General features: G+C 68.2%; 19 protein-coding genes. 15 read left to right on the top strand and 4 right to left on the bottom strand.

Features of this window, described 5'->3' with window-relative positions:
- The first annotated feature begins 92 nt into the window (after nt 1-92).
- Nucleotides 93-1,604: a cytochrome P450 gene (locus ACFWF1_RS29690; RefSeq protein WP_379289199.1), complete on the top strand. Its 1,512-nt coding sequence runs from the start codon at nt 93-95 to the stop codon at nt 1,602-1,604.
- 32 nt (nt 1,605-1,636) lie between these two features.
- Here ACFWF1_RS29690 and ACFWF1_RS29685 read toward each other — a convergent pair whose 3' ends face one another.
- Complete coding sequence (locus ACFWF1_RS29685; protein ID WP_379289201.1) at nt 1,637-2,482, bottom strand: tat pathway signal sequence; 846 nt, start codon at nt 2,480-2,482, stop codon at nt 1,637-1,639.
- A gap of 654 nt (nt 2,483-3,136) precedes the next feature.
- Between ACFWF1_RS29685 and recC the strand changes: the two genes are divergently transcribed.
- The 8 genes from recC to ACFWF1_RS29645 all read left to right on the top strand — a co-directional run bounded on the left by recC (nt 3,137) and on the right by ACFWF1_RS29645 (nt 14,981).
- Nucleotides 3,137-6,511, top strand: a complete 3,375-nt coding sequence (recC, locus tag ACFWF1_RS29680; protein WP_379289202.1) for an exodeoxyribonuclease V subunit gamma — start codon at nt 3,137-3,139, stop codon at nt 6,509-6,511.
- 112 nt (nt 6,512-6,623) lie between these two features.
- Nucleotides 6,624-10,121, top strand: a complete 3,498-nt coding sequence (locus tag ACFWF1_RS29675; protein WP_379289204.1) for a UvrD-helicase domain-containing protein — start codon at nt 6,624-6,626, stop codon at nt 10,119-10,121.
- Between the two features lie 244 nt (nt 10,122-10,365).
- Nucleotides 10,366-12,279, top strand: a complete 1,914-nt coding sequence (recD, locus tag ACFWF1_RS29670) for an exodeoxyribonuclease V subunit alpha (RefSeq protein ID WP_379289205.1) — start codon at nt 10,366-10,368, stop codon at nt 12,277-12,279.
- A gap of 43 nt (nt 12,280-12,322) precedes the next feature.
- Nucleotides 12,323-12,802: an RNA polymerase sigma factor gene (locus tag ACFWF1_RS29665; RefSeq protein ID WP_379289207.1), complete on the top strand. Its 480-nt coding sequence runs from the start codon at nt 12,323-12,325 to the stop codon at nt 12,800-12,802.
- Nucleotides 12,802-13,416 (top strand): methylated-DNA--[protein]-cysteine S-methyltransferase, encoded by a 615-nt coding sequence (locus ACFWF1_RS29660; protein ID WP_379289283.1) that lies wholly within the window; start codon nt 12,802-12,804, stop codon nt 13,414-13,416. Before ACFWF1_RS29665 ends, ACFWF1_RS29660 begins: the two co-directional genes overlap by 1 nt.
- The gene (locus ACFWF1_RS29655) at nt 13,416-14,144 is read left to right on the top strand and encodes a 2OG-Fe(II) oxygenase (protein WP_379289208.1); all 729 of its coding nucleotides are present in this window, start codon (nt 13,416-13,418) and stop codon (nt 14,142-14,144) included. Before ACFWF1_RS29660 ends, ACFWF1_RS29655 begins: the two co-directional genes overlap by 1 nt.
- Nucleotides 14,131-14,409, top strand: a complete 279-nt coding sequence (locus ACFWF1_RS29650) for an Ada metal-binding domain-containing protein (RefSeq protein ID WP_379289210.1) — start codon at nt 14,131-14,133, stop codon at nt 14,407-14,409. Before ACFWF1_RS29655 ends, ACFWF1_RS29650 begins: the two co-directional genes overlap by 14 nt.
- Nucleotides 14,406-14,981: a methylated-DNA--[protein]-cysteine S-methyltransferase gene (locus ACFWF1_RS29645; protein ID WP_379289212.1), complete on the top strand. Its 576-nt coding sequence runs from the start codon at nt 14,406-14,408 to the stop codon at nt 14,979-14,981. The genes ACFWF1_RS29650 and ACFWF1_RS29645 overlap by 4 nt, the downstream gene beginning before the upstream one ends.
- Here ACFWF1_RS29645 and ACFWF1_RS29640 read toward each other — a convergent pair.
- Nucleotides 14,974-15,369 carry a hypothetical protein gene (locus ACFWF1_RS29640; protein WP_379289214.1) on the bottom strand — a complete coding sequence of 132 codons (396 nt, stop codon included), beginning with the start codon at nt 15,367-15,369 and terminating at the stop codon, nt 14,974-14,976. The two genes, ACFWF1_RS29645 and ACFWF1_RS29640, sit on opposite strands and share 8 nt — an antisense overlap.
- A 113-nt stretch (nt 15,370-15,482) precedes the next feature.
- Here ACFWF1_RS29640 and ACFWF1_RS29635 point away from each other — a divergent pair, with 113 nt between their 5' ends.
- Nucleotides 15,483-16,130 carry a TetR/AcrR family transcriptional regulator gene (locus ACFWF1_RS29635; protein WP_379289216.1) on the top strand — a complete coding sequence of 216 codons (648 nt, stop codon included), beginning with the start codon at nt 15,483-15,485 and terminating at the stop codon, nt 16,128-16,130.
- A 53-nt stretch (nt 16,131-16,183) separates the two neighbouring features.
- Here the strand turns inward: ACFWF1_RS29635 and ACFWF1_RS29630 are convergent, their stop codons facing one another.
- Nucleotides 16,184-16,387, bottom strand: a complete 204-nt coding sequence (locus tag ACFWF1_RS29630) for a cold-shock protein (protein WP_069166293.1) — start codon at nt 16,385-16,387, stop codon at nt 16,184-16,186.
- Between the two features lie 913 nt (nt 16,388-17,300).
- On the opposite strand from ACFWF1_RS29630, the gene ACFWF1_RS29625 reads away from it, so the two are divergent.
- The 5 genes from ACFWF1_RS29625 (at nt 17,301) to ACFWF1_RS29605 (ending at nt 20,982) form a co-directional block, all read left to right on the top strand.
- Nucleotides 17,301-18,197 carry an alpha/beta hydrolase gene (locus ACFWF1_RS29625; protein ID WP_379289285.1) on the top strand — a complete coding sequence of 299 codons (897 nt, stop codon included), beginning with the start codon at nt 17,301-17,303 and terminating at the stop codon, nt 18,195-18,197.
- A 139-nt stretch (nt 18,198-18,336) separates the two neighbouring features.
- The gene (locus ACFWF1_RS29620) at nt 18,337-18,933 is read left to right on the top strand and encodes a TetR family transcriptional regulator (protein WP_379289218.1); all 597 of its coding nucleotides are present in this window, start codon (nt 18,337-18,339) and stop codon (nt 18,931-18,933) included.
- 107 nt (nt 18,934-19,040) lie between these two features.
- Nucleotides 19,041-20,243 (top strand): cytochrome P450, encoded by a 1,203-nt coding sequence (locus ACFWF1_RS29615; RefSeq protein ID WP_379289219.1) that lies wholly within the window; start codon nt 19,041-19,043, stop codon nt 20,241-20,243.
- Between the two features lie 13 nt (nt 20,244-20,256).
- On the top strand, nt 20,257-20,487 hold the full coding sequence (locus ACFWF1_RS29610; RefSeq protein ID WP_379289220.1) for a ferredoxin: 231 nt from the start codon (nt 20,257-20,259) through the stop codon (nt 20,485-20,487).
- 135 nt (nt 20,488-20,622) lie between these two features.
- The gene (locus tag ACFWF1_RS29605; protein ID WP_379289222.1) at nt 20,623-20,982 is read left to right on the top strand and encodes a hypothetical protein; all 360 of its coding nucleotides are present in this window, start codon (nt 20,623-20,625) and stop codon (nt 20,980-20,982) included.
- A 145-nt stretch (nt 20,983-21,127) separates the two neighbouring features.
- Here ACFWF1_RS29605 and ACFWF1_RS29600 read toward each other — a convergent pair whose 3' ends face one another.
- Nucleotides 21,128-21,580 (bottom strand): hypothetical protein, encoded by a 453-nt coding sequence (locus ACFWF1_RS29600; RefSeq protein ID WP_379289224.1) that lies wholly within the window; start codon nt 21,578-21,580, stop codon nt 21,128-21,130.
- Between the last annotated feature and the right edge of the window lie 499 nt (nt 21,581-22,079).

The following is a 22,079-nucleotide window of genomic DNA, read 5'->3' as shown; positions in this document are numbered from 1 at the left end:
GGGGCATCATTGCCGTCGTCAGATGCGGCGAACCGACCTTGGGAAACTCCAAAAAAGAATACGATGAATACCCTCGTTCAGGGAGGTTCGCGATGGTCGCCGGGGACCGTGCAGTCGGCCGAAAGCCCAGTGCGCGCGGAAGATCCGAGGACTTACCCGGCTCCGAGAACGCCGCGCTGATCGACATCCCACACGACCACCTGCTCGATCGGGCCTTGGATCGGCTCCCCGAGCGGCACCAGATCCTCGCGACGCCGCCACAGGGCAGCGAGACCACCGCGGTGCACGGCGACGCCGGGCTGCCGTACCTCGGTCGAGCGCTGCAGTACATGCGCTGGGGTCCGGCCGAGATGGTCGGCCGCTATCGCAAATACGGACCGGTCTCGTTGAACACCTCGCTCGGCATCGACCGGGTGCTCGTCGCCGGACCCGAGGCGCTCGACGAGGTACTCGGCCGCCGCCGCCGTGACTTCGGCCAGGGCTGGGACTACTTCATCGGCCCGTTCTTCCGGCGCGGCCTGCTGCTGCTCGAATTCGACGAGCACAAATTCCACCGCAGGATCATGCAGCAGGCGTTCACCAGGGACCGCCTGGAAGCTCACCTCGCCGCGCTGACCCCGGTGGTGCGCGCCAGCATCGAACGCTGGATTCCGCAGGGCGGCAACGCCGAACGGACGGTGCGGCTGTATCCGACCATCAAGGAGCTGACCCTCGATGTCGCGGGCGAGACGTTCATGGGCGTCGATGTCGGTGCGCAGCGACGCGAGCTGATCGACGCGTTCATCGACTGCACGCACGCGGGTCTCGCGATCATCCGGCACTCGGTGCCCGGCGGCAACTGGCGGTCCGGACTGCGCGGCCGGAAGGTGCTGGAGGACTACTTCACCGCGATGCTGCCGGAGAAGCGGCGCACCGAATCACCGGACTTCTTCTCCGGCCTGTGTCACGCGCGCAGCGAGGACGGCGGTGTGTTCGGCAACGCGGATGTGGTGAACCACATGATCTTCCTGATCATGGCCGCGCACGACACCACCACGACAACGGCCACCGCCGTCGCCTACTACCTGGGCAAGCACCCGGACTGGCAGCAGCGGGTGCGCGCCGAGGTGCTCGCGCTCGACGCCGAAATCGACGGTGCGGCACCGACTATCGCCGATCTGGAGGGGCTGCGCGATCTGGATCTGGTGGTGAAGGAGAGCCTGCGGCTGATGCCGCCGGTGCCCGGGCTGTCGCGTCGTGCGGTGCGCGACACCGAGATCGCGGGCCGCTACATTCCGGCGGGCACCCCGATCGACCTCGCCTACCAGGTCAACCACCTGCTACCCGAATTGTGGACCCGGCCAGAGCTTTTCGATCCCGAACGGTTCGGCGAGGAACGGCGCGAAGACAAGTCGCATCGGCTGGCCTGGCTGCCGTTCGGCGCGGGCGCGCACAAGTGCATCGGCATGCATTTCGGCACCTTCGAGGTGAAGACGGTCATCGCCGCGCTGGTGCGTGCGTACGCGTGGCAGATTCCCGAGGCGTACCGAATGCCGTGGGGGTACACCTCGATTCCGTTCCCGAGGGACGGAGCGCCGATGGTGCTGCGGCGGCGCTCCGCCTGAACCCGTTGTGTGCGTAGCGGGTTCGGTGCCGGTCAGCGACCGGCGAACAACATCTCGGCCACTTTGGTGTCGGTGTCCGAGCCCTCGGTGAAGCCGCCGCTGTCGCCGAGCGCGGTCATGATGGCCAGGGTGTAGCGCTCGCCGGGTCCCGCGAACCCGACGGAGTTGACCACCCAGCCGCCCTGCTCCTGGGACCAGCCGTTCTTCAGGCCGGGCCGCATCGCCGCGCCCGCGCCCCACACGCCCCAGTGCTGGTTGCTGTCCACCGCGCGCATCCGGTCCAGCAGGTAGTTGCGGTCGTCGGGGTGCATGCGGTTGAGGACGTTGTCCATCAACCGATCCAGATCGGCGGCGGTGCACTTCTGGAACGACCAGTCCGGGAACAGTGCGGTGTTGGTCGGCTGCGGGTCGAGGGTGGCCATGCCGTTCGCGCGGAACGCGTTGTTGAACGCCATCCGATCGATGCCCGAGTACTTGGTCCACAGGATGTCGGCCGCGCCGTCGTTCGACGTCGCGAGCATCGACTCCATCGTGCCGCGATCTTCCGGCGTCAGGTTGATCGCGCCGACCCTGGCCCGGTTCAGCAGATCCTCGGCGATGGCCAGCTTGATCGTGGACGCGGTCCAGACCTTGTTCTCCGCGTTGGCATTCGCGTACACGCCACCGGAGACCCGGTCGCGCACAACGTAACCGGTGACGCCGGGGCGACCGGTCAGGTACTTGTCGACCGCGGCGATCCGACTGCTCATATCGCAGTCGAAACCGGCCAGGCACCCACTGGTGTGCGCGACGGGCACGGCGGCCGCGCTGGGCAGCAGAGTTGGCGCGCTGGGGATGAGGATCGCCGCAGCGGCGAGGACACAGGCGGATGCGGCCACGCGGGGAACGGAACGGGTGGCGGGCGAGGGATGACGCACGAGGCAACACGATCGCACATCGGCGAGCTCGACGCACGTCTTGAGCTCAGGACCGGCGTGTGCTAGACGATGTTGCGCGCTTGCGTCCCAGCGGGTTTCGGCCACCACCGCCCCATTCAGCGGAACGCGGCCTGTAATTCCTCTACCGTGCGCCCATTGAGGCGATAGCAATGCTCGAACGCCTCGGTGTGCTGATCACGCGGCCAGGAATGTAGGACGACGGTACGGCCGTAGCCTCGCGAGTTGACGAGCTCCCAACGATCTCCTACGCGGCGGACTGTGAACCCGCCTCGTGGAACCAGGGGAATCACCATCGCAATCATGAACGCGAACCAGCCTTTCGGTGCAGCTCTCTCGTCCTCCCCGGTTCAGCACTGTTGCACATCGGGCGCTCGGATCCGAGCGGACACGGCGTAGGAATGTGTTCTTGTGTGGCTCATTTCACTCCAGTCACACAGGTAACACTATGAGGTCCGTTCGGACCTGCTTCGGGGTGGCGAAGTCGCTCGGGAGTCGCTGCGCGTATAAACGTGCACGAAGGCCGAGGCGCGCCCGAGCGATCAGGGAGCCGCGAACTCCAGCGCCGTCCGATACTCCACCGACCGAGAGGCGCAGATGCCGCTGCACATTCACCGTGCCGAACGCGCCGATGTCCTGGCGGACGGACTGGCCGGTCTGTTGCGCACGCCACTGCCGGACCCGTTCACGGCGGAGGTGGTCGCGGTGCCCGCCAAGGGGGTGGAGCGGTGGTTGACGCAGCGGTTGTCGTCGGTGCTCGGAGTGTCGGGGGCCGTGGCGTTTTCCGCGTCGTTCGATGCGGCCTCGACTGACGGCGTCGCGGCGAATATCCAGTTCCCGTCGCCGTCCGCGCTGGTCGCGACGGCATTGGCGGCGGCGAGTGGGGTTCGGCCCGAGGATGATCCGTGGGCTGTCGAACGTGTCGTGTGGACGCTGCTGCGGGTGATCGACGCCGCACTCGGTGAACCGTGGTGTGCGGTGCTCGCCCGGCATCTCGGCGTACAGGACCCGGCCCGACCCGACTATCGGATCGGTCGCCGGTATGCGACGGCCGCCCATCTGGCCTCGTTGTTCGACAGTTATGCGGCGCAACGGCCCGGGTTGATCCTCGAATGGGCGGCGGGTTCGGACACCGACGGCGCGGGAAATCCGGTGCCCGATGATCTGCGGTGGCAGCCGGAACTGTGGCGGCGGCTGCGCGCCGAGGTGGGTGCGCCGAGTCCGGCGGAGCGGCTCGACGGCGCGTGCGCGCGGCTGCGGGCGGACGCTGAACTTGTTCCATTTCCGGCGCGGTTTTCGGTGTTCGGCTCGACCAGAATGTCGACCGATCAGCTCGCCGTGCTGTCGGCGTTGGCCGAGACCCGCGAGATCCATCTGTGGCTGCCGCATCCGAGTCCGGTGCTGTGGACCGAGCTGGCCGGGAGCCCCGCGGCCGGTTCGCGTGCTGCGGATCTCAGCGGGAGTGTCGTGCGTCACCCGCTGCTGGCCGGTCTCGCGCGCGATGTCCGGGAACTGCAGCAGCGGCTGGGCGAGTCCGCCGAGACCTACTATCCGGCTTCGGATGATCTTGTGCCGGACGGTGATACGACGCTGCTCGGCGCGTTGCAGGCGGGCATCCGCGACGATCGGTGGCCGCCGGCCGCGGTGCGGGCCGGCGACGGCACCGTGCAGGTGCACGCCTGCCACGGACCCGCGCGACAGGTCGAGGTGCTGCGCGAATGCCTGCTCGGGTTGTTCGCCGCGGACGACACGCTGGAGCCGAGGGACGTGCTGGTCATGTGTCCCGAGGTGGAGGCGTACGCGCCGCTGGTGCGCGCGGCATTCGGGCAGCGGGTACCGGGAGCCGTTGAGCCGGCACCGGATTCGGGCCACCCGGCCCATCGCCTGCGGGTGCGGCTGGCCGACCGGGGCCGTGGGGTCACCAATCCGCTGCTGGCGGTGATCGGTGTGCTGCTCGAGCTGGCCGACGGCCGGGTCACCGTGACGCAGGTGCTCGATCTGGCGGCGGCCGAAACGGTCCGGCGGCGTTGCGGATTCGACGACGACGATATCGAGCGGCTGCGCGAATGGGCCGCCGAGGCCGGCGCGCGATGGGGGATCGGCCAGCGGCAGCGACAGGCGTTCGGGCTGGCCGACTTCGCGCAGAACACGCTCAACGCCGCGGTGGATCGGATTCTGCTCGGCGTCACCGCGGGCGAAACCTCCGACGACTGGCTGGATCTCGCATTGCCGCTGGACGATGTGGACAGCAACGACGTCGATCTGGCGGGCCGGTTCGCCGAATTCATCGACCGGCTCGCGGTCTGCCTGCGCGATCTGCGCGGCCCGCGTCCCGCGCACGAATGGGCGACGGTGCTCGGCCGTGCGCTGGATCTGCTTACGGACGTACCGGATTCACAGGCATGGGTGCGCACCGAGGCCCGGCAGGAACTGGCCGCCGCCACCGAGCACGCGGGCGATGTGCCGCTGCGGCTCGCCGACGTCGGGGTGCTGCTGCACTCCCGGCTGGCGGCCGCGCCGACCCGCGCCAACTTCCGCACCGGCGAGCTGACCGTGTGCACCATGGTGCCGATGCGGTCGGTGCCGCATCGCGTGGTGGTGCTGCTCGGCCTCGACGACGACGTGTTCCCGCGCACCAGCGGCGTGGACGGCGACGACGTGCTCGCCCGCAATCCGCTACTCGGCGAACGGGATCCGCGCAGCGAGGACCGGCAGCTGCTGCTCGACGCGATCCTCGCGGCCGAAGACAAGCTGCTGGTGTTCCACACCGGTGCCGACCCGGTCACCGGTGCGCACCGGCCGCCCGCCATTCCGGTGGCGGAGTTGCTCGACGCGCTGCGGGCCCATGTCGGTGCGACCGGCCTGGATTCGGTGGTGACCCGGCATCCGTTGCAGGCCTTCGACCGTCGCAACTTCCGGGCCGAGCGGCCGTTCAGCTTCGACACGGTCGCGCTCGCGGGTGCCGTGTCCGCCGGGCAGCCCGCCGTGCCGCGACCCGCGTTCCTGCCGGAGCCATTGCCGGCGCCGGAACTCGCGGATGTGGCGCTCGCCGATCTGATTTCGTTCGTCGAGCACCCGATCCGCGCCTTCCTGTGGCAGCGGCTCGGACTGCGCGTTCCCGAACACGAAGAGGACATCGCCGATCGACTGCCCATCGAACTCGACGGCCTGGCGAAATGGGAACTGGGCGAACGCCTGCTGGCCGCTCGCCTGACCGGCGCCGACCCGGCCGGGCTTCGTGCCGCCGAGTGGCGGCGTGGCACGTTGCCGCCCTTCGGTTTCGGCGCCGCGGTGCTCGACGAGGTCGAGCACACCGTGGACAAGCTGGTTCGCGCGTCGCAGGGCGACTACGAGGGTGCGCCGCGCGCCGTCGACGTCGCGGTGGATCTCGGCAACGGGCGCAGGCTCACCGGGACGGTGCCCGAGGTGCGCGGCGAAACGCTGGTCCGCACCACGTTCTCCCGGCTCGCCCCGAAACACCGGATCGCCGCGTGGGTGTCGCTGCTGGCGCTCGCGGTGACCGAGGACCGCTCGTGGCGCGCGGTCACCACCGGTCGTGGCCAATTCGGCCGTCCCGCATGGCGTTCCGAGATCACCGCGCCGGACATGCCTGCGGCACGGACGATCCTGCGCGAGCTCGTCGCTCTGCGCGATGCCGGACTGACCGAGCCACTGCCGATCACCCCCGGCGCGACAGCGGCCTACGCCGAACGTCGCTTCCGCGGTGCCAATGTCGACGAGGCGATAGTCGCCGCCGAACGCGAATTCAACGGTGGTCCGAACGGACCGGGCGCGTTCGGCGACCACACCGACCGCCACCTGCGCTACGTCTGGGGCCCGGCTCCGCGCCTCGAACACCTCATGGAGATTCCGGCACCGCCTGGCGAACCGGGGGAGACCACCCGTTTCGGCGCGCTGGCCCGCCGCATGTGGGTGCCGTTGCTGAGCGCCGAGAGTCAGGGGCAACCGTGAATCTCGGCGATTCGGCGGCTGCTGCGGCGACCGTCACGCGTGTCGGTGGCACAGCCGCGTGCGTCGGAACGGCAGAATGGCGGTTTCGGCGGGTCGAAAGGCGGGTGTTCGCGTGACCGTGCAAGACACCTCGTTCGTGGTGCCCGAATTCGACGCACCCGACAGCTTCGAGCCGTACGGTCCGCTGCCCACCGGGACGACCGTGCTGGAGGCGAGTGCGGGAACCGGTAAGACGCACGCGATCGTCGGGTTGGCGGTGCGGTATGTCGCCGAAGCCGGGATCGATGTCTCCGAGTTGCTGTTGGTGACGTTCAGTCGTGCGGCCACACAGGAGTTGCGTGAGCGCACCCGGGACCGGTTCGTCGTGGTCGCCGCGGGGCTCGCGGATCCCGACCTGGCCCGCGTCCACACCGATGACCTGATTCGCTATCTGGCCCATGCGGATTCGGACGAGGTGCGCCGTCGGCGGGCCCGATTGCTCACGGCTCTTTCGGATTTCGACGCGGGCACCATCGCGACCACCCACAGCTTCTGCCAGCGGATGCTGGACGAACTCGGCTTGGCGGGCGAGCACGATCCCGGCTCGCGGCTGGTCGAGAACGTCGACGAGCTGATCGGCACGGTCGCCGACGACCTCTACCTGAACCGGTACGCCCGCAAGGAACCGCCGTTCTCGGTGAAGGAGGCGCACACACTCGCGCTGGCCGCCGTGCGCGACCGGCACGCGGTGCTGATGCCGAAGGGCGACTCCGCGGCCGGGGAACGGGTGGCCTTCGCGACCGCGGTCCGCGCGGAAACCGAACGCCGGAAGCGGCTGGCCGGTCTGCGCGACTTCGACGACCTGCTGGTGCTGCTGCACGACGTGCTCGCCGACAGCGAGCACGGTCCCCGCGCCTGCCGCCGCATCCGCGAGCGCTACCGGGTCGCGCTGGTCGACGAGTTCCAGGACACCGACCCGCTGCAGTGGGACATCCTGCGCCGCTCCTTCCACGGCCACACCACCCTGGTGCTCGTCGGCGACCCGAAGCAGGCCATCTACGCCTTCCGCGGCGCCGAGGTGCTCAGCTACCTGGACGCCGTCGCACACGCCGACACCCGTAAAGAACTCACCACCAACTGGCGCAGCGACGCCGGTCTGCTCGCCGCACTGGACCACCTGCAGGGCGGAGCGGCCTTGGGGCACAAGGAGATCACCGTCTACCCGGTGGCCGCCACCCGGCCGTGGTCGCGGCTGTCCGGGCCGGATGAGCTCGTGACGCCGATGCGGATGCGCTGCTTGCCGCGCACCGGTGCGGGGCCGTTGAACAAGTCCGGGTTCCCCGCGGTCGGCCGGATGCGCGCGAAGGTCGCCGACGACCTCGCCGCCGATATCGTCCGGCTCCTGGAGTCCGGGGTCGCGTTGGCCACCACCGCGCGACCGAGTCACGCCGGACCGAATTCGCCGGTGGCCGTGCCGAATACCGCATTCGGCGAGGCGATCGCCGAACCGGCACCAGGGCAGGACTCCGGTCGAGGAGACCGCGCTGGCGCTGATGGCGATGGTGGACAACCGTCGGATGTCACGCACCGTCCGATTAGCCCCGGTGATATCGCGGTCCTGGTGCGGACGAGGTCCCAAATCGATGTGGTCCGAGCAGCTTTGGATCGCGTCGGGGTCGCCTCCGTGCTGGCGGGCGGCACCAGCGTGTTCGCGACCAGCAGTGCCACCGACTGGCTGTGGCTGTTGCGCGCATTGGAACAGCCGCATCGCGGCGACCGGGTCCGGTTGGCGGCGTGCACACCGTTGATCGGCGTCACCGCCGCCGAGATCGACAGCGGCGGCGCGGATCTGGTCGGCCGCGTCAGCGCGCAACTCCGGGATGCCGCCCGGCTGTTCGCGCGGGCCGGATTCGCCGCGGTCTTCGAGAAGATCTCCGCCGAAGCGGATTTGGCGCACCGGCTGCTCGCCGTCGAGAACGGCGAGCGACAGCTCACCGATCTGCGGCACGTCGCGCAGCTGCTCGATCAGGTGTCGCTCACCGAATCACTCGGGCTGACCGCGCTCACCCGCTGGCTGGGTGACCGGGTACGCGATCCCGCGTCGGGCACCGTCGCCGACCGCAGCCGCAGGCTCGACCGCGACGCCGCCGCCGTGCAGATCGCCACCGTGCACGCCAGCAAGGGCCTCGAATTCCCCCTCGTCTACTTGCCTTTCGCCTGGGACAACGCGAAGAACCCGTACCCGGCGACGCTGCTGTTCCACGACGACAACGACATGCGCGTGCTCGATGTCGGCGGGCCGGACGCGTCCGGGTACGCGGAACGCAAGTTGCGCAGCGAATCCGAGGAGGCGGGCGAGGAACTGCGCCTGCTGTACGTCGCGCTGACCCGCGCCATGTGCCAGGTCGTCGCGTGGTGGGCGCCCGCGATCACCACCGCTGCCTCGCCGCTGCACCGGATGATCCTCGGCCGCCCGGACGGCGGCGACACCGTCCCGCCGCGCGCCTCGGTGCCCGCGGATGCCGTTGCACCGGGACTCCTTTCGGCCTGGGCCGGGGGAGCGGCGCAAGCCATCTCGCTGACCGCCGTCGCCGGAGCCGATGACGTCGCGATCCAGCGGGTGCGCACCGCGCCCGTCACCGGCGAGCTCGCCGCCGCACACTTCGACCGCAAGCTGGACCAGCAGTGGCGGCGCACCTCGTACTCCGCGCTGACCGCCTCCGCACACGGACCCGTCACACCCGAGCTGGAGATCGAAGCCGAGAACAATCGCGGTCCGGCCGACGAGCCGAGCACCCCGGTGGTCGCCGAGGTGGAGGAGGTGTTCGCGGGCCCGGCGTCGTTGATGAATTCGCTGCCCTACGGCGCGGAGTTCGGCACCCTCGTGCACGGCGTCTTCGAGCTGATCGACACGGACGCACCGGATCTGGCCGCCGAGGTGGACACCCGCTGCCGCGCGATCATCGGCGAACTCATGGCCGAGGCCGACCCGGCCGTGCTCAGCACCGCCGTCCTCGCCGCGCTGCGCACCCCGCTCGGTTTCGGCTCGCTCGCCGACATCTCCAGCCGAGACCGCTTGAACGAGTTGGAATTCGAGCTCCCGCTGGCCGGTGGTGACTCGCCGAGCGCCGAATCCGCGACGCTGCGGCAGATCGCGGACCTGCTGCGCACCCACTTACCGTCCGACGACGACCTTTTCGTCTACGCCGACCACCTGGCGACCCTCGACGACATCCCGCTACGCGGCTACCTCACTGGCAGCATCGACGCCGTCCTGCGCGTAACCGACGGCGCGGACACCAGATTCGTGATCGTCGACTACAAAACCAACCGGCTCGGCACCGGTGACCTCACCGTCGACCACTACACCCGCGACCGCATGGCCGCCGAGATGATGCGCTCCCACTACCCACTCCAGGCCCTCCTCTACGCGGTAGCCCTGCACCGCTACCTGCGCTGGCGCCTGCCCGACTACGACCCCGCCCGTCACCTCGGCGGCGCCCGCTACCTCTTCGTCCGCGGCATGATCGGCCCCGAAACCCCCACCGGCCATGGCGTCTTCGACTGGAACCCACCCGCCCCGCTGATCATCGCCCTGTCCCAACTCCTGGCCGGGGAGCCCACCCGATGATCACCACCACCCCGCCAGCCACTGTCGACGCCAGCCGCACGCTTCCTGATTCCCCGCACCGGCTTTCGCATGCGATTTCCGGTGCGGCAGGTCAGAACGCGTGCGGCGTCACGTCCTCGCGGGCTGTGCTCGCCTGCGGCCCGAGTCGCCGCACGGTTCCTGATTTCGCGCACCGGCTTTTGCATGCGATTTCCGGTGCGGGGAATCGAGAAGCGTGCGGCTTTATGGCCGGGAGGGCGGGGCGATGACCTCGATTCAGTTGGCGCAGCGGGGGACCGGGTTGCTGCGGACGTTCAACGAGGCGGGGGTGCTGTCGGCTGCGGACGTGCATGTCGCGGTTCGGTTGGGGAGGTTGGGGCGGGAGGACACCGAGGAGGTGTTGTTCGCGGCGGCGCTCGCGGTGCGGGCGGTGCGTTCCGGGTCGGTGTGCCTGGAGTTGCATCGGATGCGGGAGATCGGTATCGATGCGGATGAAACCTGGGACACGGGTGAGCGCATCGATCCGGCGACGCTGCCGTGGCCTGACATCGAGGCGGTGGTGGGCGCGTTGCGGGTCAGTCCGCTGGTGACCGGTGGGCCTGCGGGTCCGCTGCAGCCGTTGCGGCTGGTGGAATCGAGCAGCCGCGACGACACCGGCCCGCTGCTCTACCTGGACCGGTATTACCAGCAGGAGCAGACGGTCCGCCGCGTCCTCACTGAGCGGTCCGGACACCATCCCGTGGTCGACGTGAATATCATTCGCCGCGAGCTGGATCGGCTGTTCGACGCACCTGTTGGCGGCGTCCCCGACCGTCAGCGGCTCGCGGCCGCGCTCGCCGCGACGCACTGGACCACGGTGGTCGCGGGCGGCCCCGGCACCGGCAAGACGCACACCATCGCGCGCATCATCGGTCTGCTCGACGCACACCGTAAGGCGAATCCGAAACTGCCCGCGCTGCGCATCGCATTGGCCGCGCCGACCGGTAAGGCCGCCGCGCGACTCCAGGAGGCCGTGCGCGAACAGGCCGAGGAGCTGGGCCTGCCCGACCTCACCGCCGCCACCCTGCACCGTCTGCTCGGCTGGCAGCGCGGCCGCACCACCCGGTTCAAATATCACGAATTCAACCGGCTCCCTTACGACGTGATCGTCGTCGATGAGACCTCGATGGTGTCGCTGACCATGATGAGCAGGCTGTTCGCCGCCGTGCGCCCCGACACCCGGCTGGTCCTCGTCGGCGACCCGGACCAGCTCGCGTCGGTCGACGCGGGCGCGGTGCTCGCCGACCTCGTCGCGGGACCCGTTGCGGGCACCCCGAATCCGATGCTCGACGAGATCCTCGGCGCGGACTCGCCGGAATCGGCCGCGCCGGAACAGAACCCGGCCGCGCTCACCGCGCTGGAACGAACTCGCCTGCGCGGCGGCATCGTTCGACTGACCCGCGGCCGCCGCTTCGGCGGCCGGATCGCCGACCTCGCCGTCGCGGTCCGCGCGGGCGACGCCGACACCGCGCTCGACCTGCTTCGCGCGGGCGGCGACGAACTCTCACTGAGCGCTCCCGACGAGATGGCCGGTGTCCGTGCCGATGTCGTGCGCGCCGCCCGCGAGGTGACCACCGCTGCCCTCGACGGTGACGCGGCGGGCGCGCTCACCGCCCTCGAATCGCACCGCCTGCTGTGCGCGCACCGCCAGGGCCCGTTCGGTGTCGAGCGCTGGGACCGGATGGCCGCCGAATGGGCCGCTGCCGGGGGAGCCGGACCCGAATCCTATTCGGCTCCTTGGTATCCCGGCCAGCCGCTGCTCGTCACCGCCAACGATCACGAGGCCCGCATCTACAACGGCGACACCGGCGTCGTGGTGCGGATGCCCGACGGTTCACTGCGCGCCGCACTGCAACGCGGCAGCGAGCCATACCTGGTGCATCCGACCCAGTTCCCCGCCGTGGTCACGGTGTTCGCGATGACCATCCATCGCAGCCAGGGCAGTCAGTACGACACCGTCTCGGTGGTCCTGCCCGAACCGGAGTCGACCCTGCTGACCAGGGAACTGCTCTACACGGCGATCACCCGCGCGCGTCGCCACGTCCGCGTCATCGGCACCGACGAATCCATCAGGGCCGGTATCGCCCGCCGCGTGCTGCGCGCCAGTGGGCTGTCCCGCCGGGCGGACGGCACCCGATGACCAGCGGATCTCACGTTTCCGACGTCCCGGACGTCTACCCAGTGTGAGATTGCCTCCGTTCGAGGAAGTGGTGGCCGAATACGGCCCGATGGTGCTGCGCGTCTGCCGGGCGGTGCTGGGACCGACCGATGCGGCCGACGCGTGGTCGGAGACGTTCCTGTCCGCCCTGCGCGCCTATCCAGACCTGGACGCCGACGCGAACATCGAGGCATGGTTGGTCACCATCGCGCACCGTCGCGCGATCGACGTCGGCCGCGCGCTCACCCGCGCTCCCGTCCCGGCCGAGACACTGCCCGAGCGCCCGTCCCCGGCCCCCGGCCCGGCCGACTACGACCCGGACCTCTGGGCCGCCTTGAAAGCGTTGCCGCCCAAGCAACGTCAGGCGGTCGCCTACCACTATCTGGCAGGCCTGCCACACGCCGAGATCGCCGAACTGCTCGGCAACTCCACCGACGCCGCCCGCCGCGCCGCCGCCGACGGCCTCAAAACTCTGCGCAAGCTCTATCCGAAGGATGAAACATGATGGCCACCATCGACCGTGGCGACCCGAACGGCCTGTTCGACGGCCTGACCCCCGACCGTGACCTGCTGGCCCAGCTGCACCGCCGGTTGGCCGAGGACGCACAGTCCGCGGGCTTGCTCGACGTCGCCTACCGCACCATCGACACCCCGGTCGGCACACTGTTGCTCGCGGCCACCCCTGCCGGATTGGTCCGCGTCGCCTATCCGAACGAGGACCACGACACCGTCCTGACCACACTGTCCGAGCGGGTCAGCCCGCGCGTGCTCGCCGCACCCGCGCGCCTGGATGCCGCGGCCCGCGAGATCGACGAGTACTTCGCCGGTGCCCGAACACATTTCGACCTGCCCCTCGACTTGCAACTGACCGGTGGGTTCCGCCGTCAGGTGATCGAGCATCTGAGCGACATCGGCTACGGGCAGCGCGAAAGCTACGCCGTCGTCGCCGCTGCCGTCGGCAATCCCAAGGCGGTCCGCGCCGTCGGCTCGGCCTGCGCGCACAACCCGCTGCCCGTGGTGATTCCGTGCCATCGGGTGGTGCGCAGCGACGGAACGATCGGCCAGTACGTCGGCGGCATCGAAGCCAAAACCACACTGCTGACGCTGGAAGCCGCGTAATGCGAAACACCGAAACCTTTGCCCCGCTGGCCGATCGAGTTGCCGCGCAGTCCTGGACCGACCTCATCGATGAGATCGACGCCTACGGTTGCGCCCAGACCGGCCCGCTCCTGACGCCCGACGAATGCGCCGAGTTCACCGAAATGTGGGACGACCTGGCGAGATTCCGCTCCACCATCGACATGGCACGCTATCGATTCGGGCAGGGCACCTACCGATACTTCGCCGATCCGGTGCCCGAGCCGATCATGACCATGCGGGCAGCGTTCTATCGAAAACTGTTGCCAGTCGCCCGTTCCTGGGCCGAACGGCTCGGCGATCCGGCACCGTGGCCCGACGACTTCGGGGATTGGCTCGACGCCTGCCACGCCGCCGGTCAGTCCAAGCCGACGCCGATCCTGTTGCGCTACACCGAAGGTGACTGGAACGCCCTGCACCGCGACCTCTACGGCGACCTCGTGTTCCCACTGCAGGTGGTAATCGGACTGGACCGTGCCGGGGTCGACCATACGGGTGGTGAGTTCCTGCTCGTCGAGCAACGCCCGCGCGCACAGTCGAAAGCCACGGTCACCGTGCTGGAGCAGGGACACGGCCTGATCTTCACCACGCGTGACCGGCCGACCCCGTCGAGCCGCGGCTGGTCGCGCGCCCCGGTTCGCCACGGTGTCAGCCGAATTCGCGGCGGTATCCGCCACACCCTCGGCCTCGTCCTGCATGACGCCCAATAACACCTTCACGCTGCTCGACGCCGACGGCCGCCCGTACCTCAGCCCGACTCCGGGCAGGTTCGGCGGTCATCGGCGCGGGCGAATCTACGGTCGCCTGGATTGTCCGTCCGCCTTACGCGCCCTGGCTCGCGGTGCCTACCGCACTCACCGCGTGTTCTTCGCCGACGAGGCCACCGCGATCAGCGCGGGCTATCGGCCGTGCGCGGTCTGCCTGCCGGAGCAGTACGCCACCTGGAAAGCAGCCCGGCACAACAATTCTCCGTGATCTCACGTTTGCGGCTCGGCCGGCGTCTACCTGATGACAAGAACGCCGAACAGGAGCACACCATGCACACCTCGACAGCCCACACGGTTCACGCCTCGACCTTCGGCAACCTCCGCATCGAAGCAAGCTCGGTGGGTATCACCCGCGTCGTGTTCACCGATGACGCACCCAGCACGCCAACTGCCGAAAATTCCTGTGCACTCGACTATCTCGTCACCGCGATCGCCGAGATCGACGGGTACCTGGCGGGCACCCGGCAGGAGTTCACGGTCCCCGTGGACCGGTCTGCGATCAGCACCTTCGACCGGCAGGTCCTGGAAACCCTGGAAGCCACAACGGGTTACGGCGATACGACAACCTACGGCGCGCTCACTCGCGCACTCGGCCGTGGCCCCGAGGACGCCCGCAAGATCGGCGGCGCACTGTCGCGCAACCCGCTGCTGATCCTGATCCCGTGCCATCGAGTCCTCGGTGCGGGCGGCGCCCTCACCGGCTACGCGGGCGGACTGCCCGCCAAACGCGCGCTGCTGGACCTCGAGTCCGCCGATCTGCTACTGCCGCTGGCTATTTGACGATCACCCCGTACGCGGTGGTGAGCATCGCGATAGCGAGCAGCAGGCCGCCGAAGGCGGTGAGCGTGTTCGCGGCCGACCACTTGCCCGGCTTGCCGATCGCGAGATTCAGGAACATGCCGCCGGATTGGGCGATCACGCCGAGCGCGAGCAGCGTGCACACGACCCACAGCACGCCGTCGCCGAATCCGGTGTCCGCCAGGATCGCGAGCGTCGCCAAGGTCATCACCAGCAGCACGCCCGCGTGTGCGTGCCCGGCCCGGAAGTAGGTGCGCTGGTATTCGGTGAGCTTCTCGGCGGTGAGCAGGCGCAGGGCCATGACGCCGCCGAACATCACGGTGGGCAGGGAGATCAGCGCGATGGCGGTGAACAGCTTGATGGGGTCCATAGGTAGTTCCTCAGTCGATGTGTCCGTTCCACTAATCTGAACGGCGTACAGAACATAAATCCGTATCTGGATGCCGTACAGATTCTGTGAGGCGAATCACATGACGAGGTTTCATGACTGAGCGCAATCCGCAGGCCGCACGCCGCACTACCTACCGGCACGGTGCGCTGGAACCGGCGCTGATCGAGGCGGGGCTGCGCCTGGCGCGGGCGGGCGGTGGCCCGGATGCGATCGTGCTTCGGGAGGCGGCTCGGCAGGCCGGTGTCGCGCCGAACGCGGCGTACACCTACTTCGCCGACCGCAATGCGCTGGTCTCGGCGGTGGCGACGGCGGCGCTGGCGCAGATGGCGACCATGATGGCCGCGGAGCAGGCGAGTCTCACGCTCGATGCGGATCCCGCGGTGGCCGCGCGGCAGCGTTTCCGCGGTGTCGGCATCGGCTATTTGCGCTTCGCGCGGACCGAGCCCGGGTTGTTTCGCACCGCGTTCACGATCGGCCGGGATACCACCGCGACGGACTCGCCGGACGCCGCCGGTCCGACCGGTCGATCCGGCATCGAACTGCTCGCAGACGCGCTCGACGAGATGGTCGCTGTGGGGAACCTGCCGCCGGAACGTAGGCCGGGCGCGGAGTACTTGGTGTGGTCGGCGGTGCACGGGATGGCGTTTCTGGCCATCGACGGCCCGCTGCGTACCTTGCCGGACGATCAGCTCGACGCTATGGGACAGCGGATGCTGGACATGATCGCCCGGGGTATTTGAAGCAGGTGTGCCCCTCCCACCCGAAAAGTGGGAGGAGCGTCAATCCGGCCTGATCAGATGGCGCGGACGTCCGTGGCCTGCGGACCCTTCTGGCCCTGGCCGACCTCGAACTCCACACGCTGTCCCTCATCGAGGGACTTGAACCCGGACCCGCCGAGAGCCGAGTAGTGGACGAAGACGTCGGGACCGCCGCCGTCCTGCGCGATGAAGCCGAACCCCTTCTCCGCGTTGAACCACTTGACGACGCCCTGTGTCATATTTTCTCCTTGTACTCAGTGATGTTTCAGTCCACAGAAATGGTGCAAAAATTACGGACTCAGTGGACAGCATTCCATGCGCGCTGGCCGCATGGTTAACGCGGGCGAGCGGAATGTGTGCAAAACCATTCTCCGCTCACTGCTCTACCGGCCGGGAGCCGACAGCACTAGCGCCGCGTCAGCCTACCTTTTTCCCGCCGATTGTGGGTGGCGCCGCCTAGGCGGCTCGACGGACAACCCATGTCCGGCCTTCGGCGCGCCGCGTTGGTGTCGCCGCTGATCGGGGCGGTCCTCGGCGTCGGCCGGGCCGGCTTGTGCATTTCGACACGATATCCGCGGCGATTGTGTGTGATTTGTTCACCGACATCGGGGTTTAGTTCGGTACGGGTTGTGCTTCGACGGTGGTGGCGGGCGCGGGCGAAATTTCGTGGTATGCGAATTGGCGTCCGATGCACGTTCGTTCGTCGGAACCGAACGGCTTATACGCGCTGCAAACCTGGGCGTCCACCTCGAGTGGATTTCCGGCAGAAATCGGACAGGAATGAATTTCTTGTGAGCGGCCGCCTCGCGGCAGGGTGCTCCGAGGATCTTCACGGCACCGACCGCGATCACATCGCCGGCGAGCTCCTGGCGCGTGCTGAATGTTCGCTGGAGTGCTCGGCATCGCCGAATCGGCAAGTCGTGCCGCTGTTTTCGATCCCCTCGTCCCGCCAGCGGCGACAGCGCCTGTACCCGTTCGTCGCCGGGGTCATCTTGGCTGGTCTCGGGCCTGTGAGCCAGATGAAACGACAGCTCGGCCGCACTGTCAAGACCCGAATCTTGGTCTGCCGCTGCGGGTTTTACCATGCCGTGCCAGCGGTATAACGGAATAGTGGCGGTTGCAAAGTTTTTGGTTTCACTCGTTGGTGTGTTGATGGTTTCGGTCTGCTCGGTCGGTCCGGCTGCGGCGGCTCCGGCCGGGGCCCGGTTGGCCGATGAGGAGTCGTTGGGCGGGTCGGTGTCGCGGATGGATGTCTACTCACCCTCGATGGATCGGGTGGTGACCAACCGGGTGATTCGGGCCGCCGGCGGGCCCGCGCCCACGCTGTATCTGCTCACCGGGATCGGTGGCGGGCAGGACGGTATTTCGTGGTGGGACGACACCGATGTCCGGGACTTCTTCGCCGACAAGCACGTCAACGTGGTGATGCCGGTCGGCGGCGCGTACAGCCTGTACACCGATTGGCTCGCCGACGACCCGGCGGTCGGGCGCAACCGGTGGACGACCTACCTCACCCGTGAGCTGCCGGGCGTCCTCGACGCACGGCTCGGCAGTACCGGACGGAATGCGATCGCCGGCGTGTCGATGAGTGCCGGGTCCGCGGTCGACCTCGCGATCCAGGCGCCCGAGGTGTACAGCGCGGTGGCCGCGTACAGCGGATGTCCGTGGACCGCTGATGCTCTCGGGGTGGCGATGGTCAGCGCCCAGGTGCTGCGCGGTGGCGGCAATTCCGTGAACATGTGGGGCGTGCCGGGTGATGCGATCTGGCGGGCGCACGACGCGTTCGCCAATGCCGCTGTGCTGGCCGGGAAGACGATCTACCTGTCCGCCGCCACCGGTACGCCCGGCGCGATCGACGAAGGGGGACTGGCCTTTCCGCCGATCGAGGCCATCGCCAGCGCCTGCACGGCGGCCTTCGCGGGCAGGCTCGATCAGCTCGGCCTGCCCGCGGTGCACGTCAACCGGCCCGAGGGCGCGCACACCTGGGGACAGTTCGAAACGGACCTGCACGACTCCTGGCCGCACCTGGCCAGGGCACTCGGTGCGTGAAGCCCTCGCGAAAATAGTCGAAGTAGACAATCCTTGACGGCAGTTGTGGACCGCCCGGTCGGTGCCACGGCTGGTGTCAGCGAAGGATCGGTTGCCTGCTTTACGCTGCTCTTCCGCAGATTTGGCAACCGGAGGATGCATGTCCAGCGAGAACGAAACGGTCAGCCGGAAAAAGGATTCGGCCGCCACCAGCGCCGCGATCCTGGCGGCGGCGCAGGAGCTGTTCGCCGAGCGGGGGTATGCGCGCGCCACGGTGCGCGACATCGCGGCGCGCGCCGGGGTGAATCAGGCGTTGCTGTTCCGGTATTTCGGCAACAAGGACGAGCTGTTCCGGGCGGCGATCGCGGACCAGGGGCGCCGCAGGCTCGCGGACGGACCGGTCGAGGGACTGCTGAGCAGGCTGCTCGCGGGCATGCTCGAGCCGACCGGCCCGGCGGCGCAAGAGTATTGGCTACAGGCCGCGCTGCGCTCACCCGGACACGATGAGGGGACGTCGGCGATTCGCCGCGAGCTGGGCGACGAGTACGTGCGCGCGATGTCCTCGCTCGGCGACGGCCCCGATAGCGAGCTGTGTGCCGACCTGCTGCTCGCCTGGTTGCTCGGCATCGGACTGCTGCGCTCCGTGCACCGCAGAGAGCCGCTGGCCAGCGCGGACCCGGCGGCGGTTGCCGGTCATGTGCTGCGCGCCGCCCAACTGCTTTTGGCCAGGACGGACGTGAATTTCCCGCCGCCGTAACGGAATCCGACCGTTGACGGAGCAATGTGACCTCCCTAACATGAGGTTGTGTAAGCAATTGCTTACATCGCTACCGCGCCAGTCGGCGTCGGCCAAGGGAGACCCGCATGACCGTGAAAACTGAGGTGCGCCAATACCCTTTCGGTGAACCCATCCGCCTAGACATGGACCCGCTCTTTGCCAAGCTGCGTCGCGAAGAACCCGTCTCGCGTGTCCAGTTGCCCTACGGCGACGCGGGCTGGTTGGTCACCCGCTACGCGGACGCCAAACTGGTGCTCGCCGACCCGCGATTCAGTCGCGCCGTGACGGTGGACCGCGAAGACATCCCGCGCACCACGCCCAACCCGTCGCGGCAGAACTCGCTGCTCAGCATGGACGCACCCGAGCACAGCAGGCTGCGCAAGCTGGTCGCCAAGGCGTTCACCAGCCGCCGCGTCGAAGAACTGCGTCCGCGCGCACAGGAGATCGTGAACGAACGGCTGGACGAGATCGAATCCGCCGGTCCCGTAGCCGATTTGGTGCAGAGCCTGGCCTTGCCGCTGCCGGTCACGGTGATCTGCGAGATGCTCGGCGTGCCCACCCACGACCAGCACCGGTTCCGCGACTTCTCCGACACCGTGCTGTCCACCACCGCGCACACCACCGCGCAGATCGATGACGCGCGCGCGGCCCTCGAGGCCTATCTCGCCGAGGTCGTCGCGCAGCGCAGAAAGCAGCCGAGCGACGATCTGCTCGGCGCGCTGGTCGCCGCCCGCGACAACGACGACCGGCTCACTGAAGACGAACTGGTCAATATGGGGATCGGCCTGCTGATCGCGGGCCACGAAACCACGGCCAACCAGATCGCGAACTTCACCTACGTCCTGCTCAGCGAGCCGCGGCACTGGGAACTGCTGTGCGGCAGGCCGGATTTGGTGCCCGGTGCGATCGAGGAACTGCTGCGCTACGTCCAGCTCGGCTCCGGTGGTTCCTTCGCCCGGGTGGCGACCGAGGACGTCGCACTCAGCGGTGTCACCGTGCGGGCCGGAGAGTCGGTCATCGTGAACACTCAGGCCGCCAACCGCGACGAGAGCGTCTTCGAGGACTCCGAAGAACTGGACCTCACCCGAATCAACAACCCGCACATGGCGTTCGGTCACGGCGTGCACCACTGCTTAGGCGCCCAACTCGCCAGACTAGAGCTGCAGGTCGCGTTAGGCTCACTGCTGCAACGCTTCCCGACGCTGCACCTCGCGGTCCCGTTCGAGGAAGTACCGTGGAAGACCGGCTTGCTGGTACGCGGGCCGAAGGCACTTCCAGTGAGCTGGTAAGGGGAAAACTGGTATGGCAGAGCAACAGTGGCGGATCGAGGTCGACCGGAGCACCTGCCTCGGCTCAGGCATGTGCACCGGCCTCGCCCCCGACCACTTCACCCTCGTCGACGGCCGCTCCAGCCCGATAACAGAAGTCGTCCCCCCGGACGACCTCCTCATCGACGCCGCCGAATCCTGCCCCATCGAAGCGATCCTCGTCCGAGCGGCAGAATCCGGCGAAATCCTCGCCCCCGAACAGTAACCCCCATTCGAATCCACATTCAGTGGCCCACCACGGCGGGCGCTTCTCGACGTTCGCCGCCACCATGTGCCACTGAATGTGGATTCGTCAGAGAGCGTCCATATCCCTATCGGGTCACGCGTCTACGCTGTTCGCATGATCGAGATCGGTTCGAGGGCGCGACGACTGCCCGCGCCGCCGTTCGTCGTGTGGGAGTCGCTGACGGAGCCGCGGCGGCCGCAGGCGCGGGCGTGGCTCGCACTGCTGTCCGACGAAGTCGAACCCAGAGTTCTGGCGGCCGAGAAACCCAGCACGGTCGTATGGTCGTCACTGTGGCCGAGCAGACCCAATGACCAAGTGCACTTCGAGCTGACGGCCGTCGAGCGCGGTGACACCTCACTGAAATTCACGTTGCTCACCCCCGATGAACCCCCGGATCAAAGCAAAACCGGCCACCTCCGCCGCCGCCTCAATCAACTACTCTTCGCCGACCTTCGGTTCTCTTACGGTCAGTGACGGTTCAAGAGTGATTCGGCCTCGGTGATCGACTGCGCCAGGGACTTCGGGTCTTGGGTGAGTCCGGTGATGATCGGGTCGAGGTCGCGTAGGCCTGCTCGGTCCAGCATTCGCTTTTCGTTGATGGTCCATTCGCCGCGGGCGGCTAGGACCGCGTGGGCTGTTTGCATTGCGGCGTCGAGGTGGTGCGCCAGGATGACGGGATCGGTTCAGTCCCAACAGATTTGGTCGGCCATGGCAAGTAGGCGTTGGCGGCGCCGTTGGATTTGGGTACGTGCCGATATCGGTAGTGCGACAGAGGTTCTCGCGCAGTGCGCAGCCAGCCGCCGAGGTCGGCGAACCAGTCGAGTTCCGCCGGTGTCAGATTGAGCATCGTCGCGACCGCGCGCAGGTCGGGCAATTCGGGGACGCCGAAGTAGAGCGGAGCCGGTTCACGGACCAGCGGTATGAGGGTCTCCGGCAGCTTGGGCAGTTCGGTGAGCAGGGCGTGCAGGGTTGTTCGTCGGTCGATGGGTTCCAGCGGCATCAGGTCCAGCACCCGATAGGTGAGCGCCTCCGCGCGCTCCGGGCCGACGACGGTGGCGAACGCTTCCGCCATCTCGGCGCGGCACCAGGACCGGTCGAGCTTTTCGAATTCGTGGACGGGGGCGGCGGCGACCGACCTCGAGATCGCGCGGGCGACCATCAGTCGTGCGACGGGGTGGGGCGACCGTCAGCGCAGGACGGTCTTGGTTCGCATGAGGAATTCGCCGAGGTAGCCGTCGTGTGGAGGCCGGGTTCCAGCCTGTTAGTGGGGTGGTTGCCTAGGTAAACGTCGCTGATGTCTGTCCAGCGCGGTGCAACGGTTCCGCGACATGATCATCGAGCAGCTGAGCGGAAAATAGATTGGCGCGCAGCGGGGACCGGTCGTACGGTGGCGTTCGCGGGGCCGCGTACCGCGCCCGGCTTCCATCGAGTTCTGAGGTGATGACCTATCCCAAACGCTTAGGAGTCGTCGTTCCGGCACTGACACCGTGAGCCGCTGAAGCGTGCTCTGGTCGGTTTGCCGACGGCTGCTCCCGATGGCCTGGGATGTTGGTTGTACCTCTCCTGCTCCT

Origin of the sequence: Nocardia sp. NPDC060255, assembly GCF_042727395.1 — a bacterium.
In the GTDB taxonomy this organism is placed as follows: Bacteria; Actinomycetota; Actinomycetes; order Mycobacteriales; family Mycobacteriaceae; genus Nocardia.
This window is presented reverse-complemented; position numbering and strand designations above follow the sequence as displayed.

Excerpts from the sequence above, each read along its gene's own strand:
- ACFWF1_RS29690 (WP_379289199.1), top strand. The coding sequence starts at position 93 with ATGGTCGCCGGGGACCGTGCAGTCGGCCGAAAGCCCAGTGCGCGCGGA.
- recC (WP_379289202.1), top strand. The coding sequence starts at position 3,137 with ATGCCGCTGCACATTCACCGTGCCGAACGCGCCGATGTCCTGGCGGAC.
- recD (WP_379289205.1), top strand. The coding sequence starts at position 10,366 with ATGACCTCGATTCAGTTGGCGCAGCGGGGGACCGGGTTGCTGCGGACG.
- ACFWF1_RS29660 (WP_379289283.1), top strand. The coding sequence starts at position 12,802 with ATGGCCACCATCGACCGTGGCGACCCGAACGGCCTGTTCGACGGCCTG.
- ACFWF1_RS29655 (WP_379289208.1), top strand. The coding sequence starts at position 13,416 with ATGCGAAACACCGAAACCTTTGCCCCGCTGGCCGATCGAGTTGCCGCG.
- ACFWF1_RS29650 (WP_379289210.1), top strand. The coding sequence starts at position 14,131 with ATGACGCCCAATAACACCTTCACGCTGCTCGACGCCGACGGCCGCCCG.
- ACFWF1_RS29640 (WP_379289214.1), bottom strand. The coding sequence starts at position 15,369 with ATGGACCCCATCAAGCTGTTCACCGCCATCGCGCTGATCTCCCTGCCC.
- ACFWF1_RS29635 (WP_379289216.1), top strand. The coding sequence starts at position 15,483 with ATGACTGAGCGCAATCCGCAGGCCGCACGCCGCACTACCTACCGGCAC.
- ACFWF1_RS29630 (WP_069166293.1), bottom strand. The coding sequence starts at position 16,387 with ATGACACAGGGCGTCGTCAAGTGGTTCAACGCGGAGAAGGGGTTCGGC.
- ACFWF1_RS29625 (WP_379289285.1), top strand. The coding sequence starts at position 17,301 with ATGGTTTCGGTCTGCTCGGTCGGTCCGGCTGCGGCGGCTCCGGCCGGG.
- ACFWF1_RS29620 (WP_379289218.1), top strand. The coding sequence starts at position 18,337 with ATGTCCAGCGAGAACGAAACGGTCAGCCGGAAAAAGGATTCGGCCGCC.
- ACFWF1_RS29615 (WP_379289219.1), top strand. The coding sequence starts at position 19,041 with ATGACCGTGAAAACTGAGGTGCGCCAATACCCTTTCGGTGAACCCATC.
- ACFWF1_RS29610 (WP_379289220.1), top strand. The coding sequence starts at position 20,257 with ATGGCAGAGCAACAGTGGCGGATCGAGGTCGACCGGAGCACCTGCCTC.
- ACFWF1_RS29605 (WP_379289222.1), top strand. The coding sequence starts at position 20,623 with ATGATCGAGATCGGTTCGAGGGCGCGACGACTGCCCGCGCCGCCGTTC.
- ACFWF1_RS29600 (WP_379289224.1), bottom strand. The coding sequence starts at position 21,580 with ATGGCGGAAGCGTTCGCCACCGTCGTCGGCCCGGAGCGCGCGGAGGCG.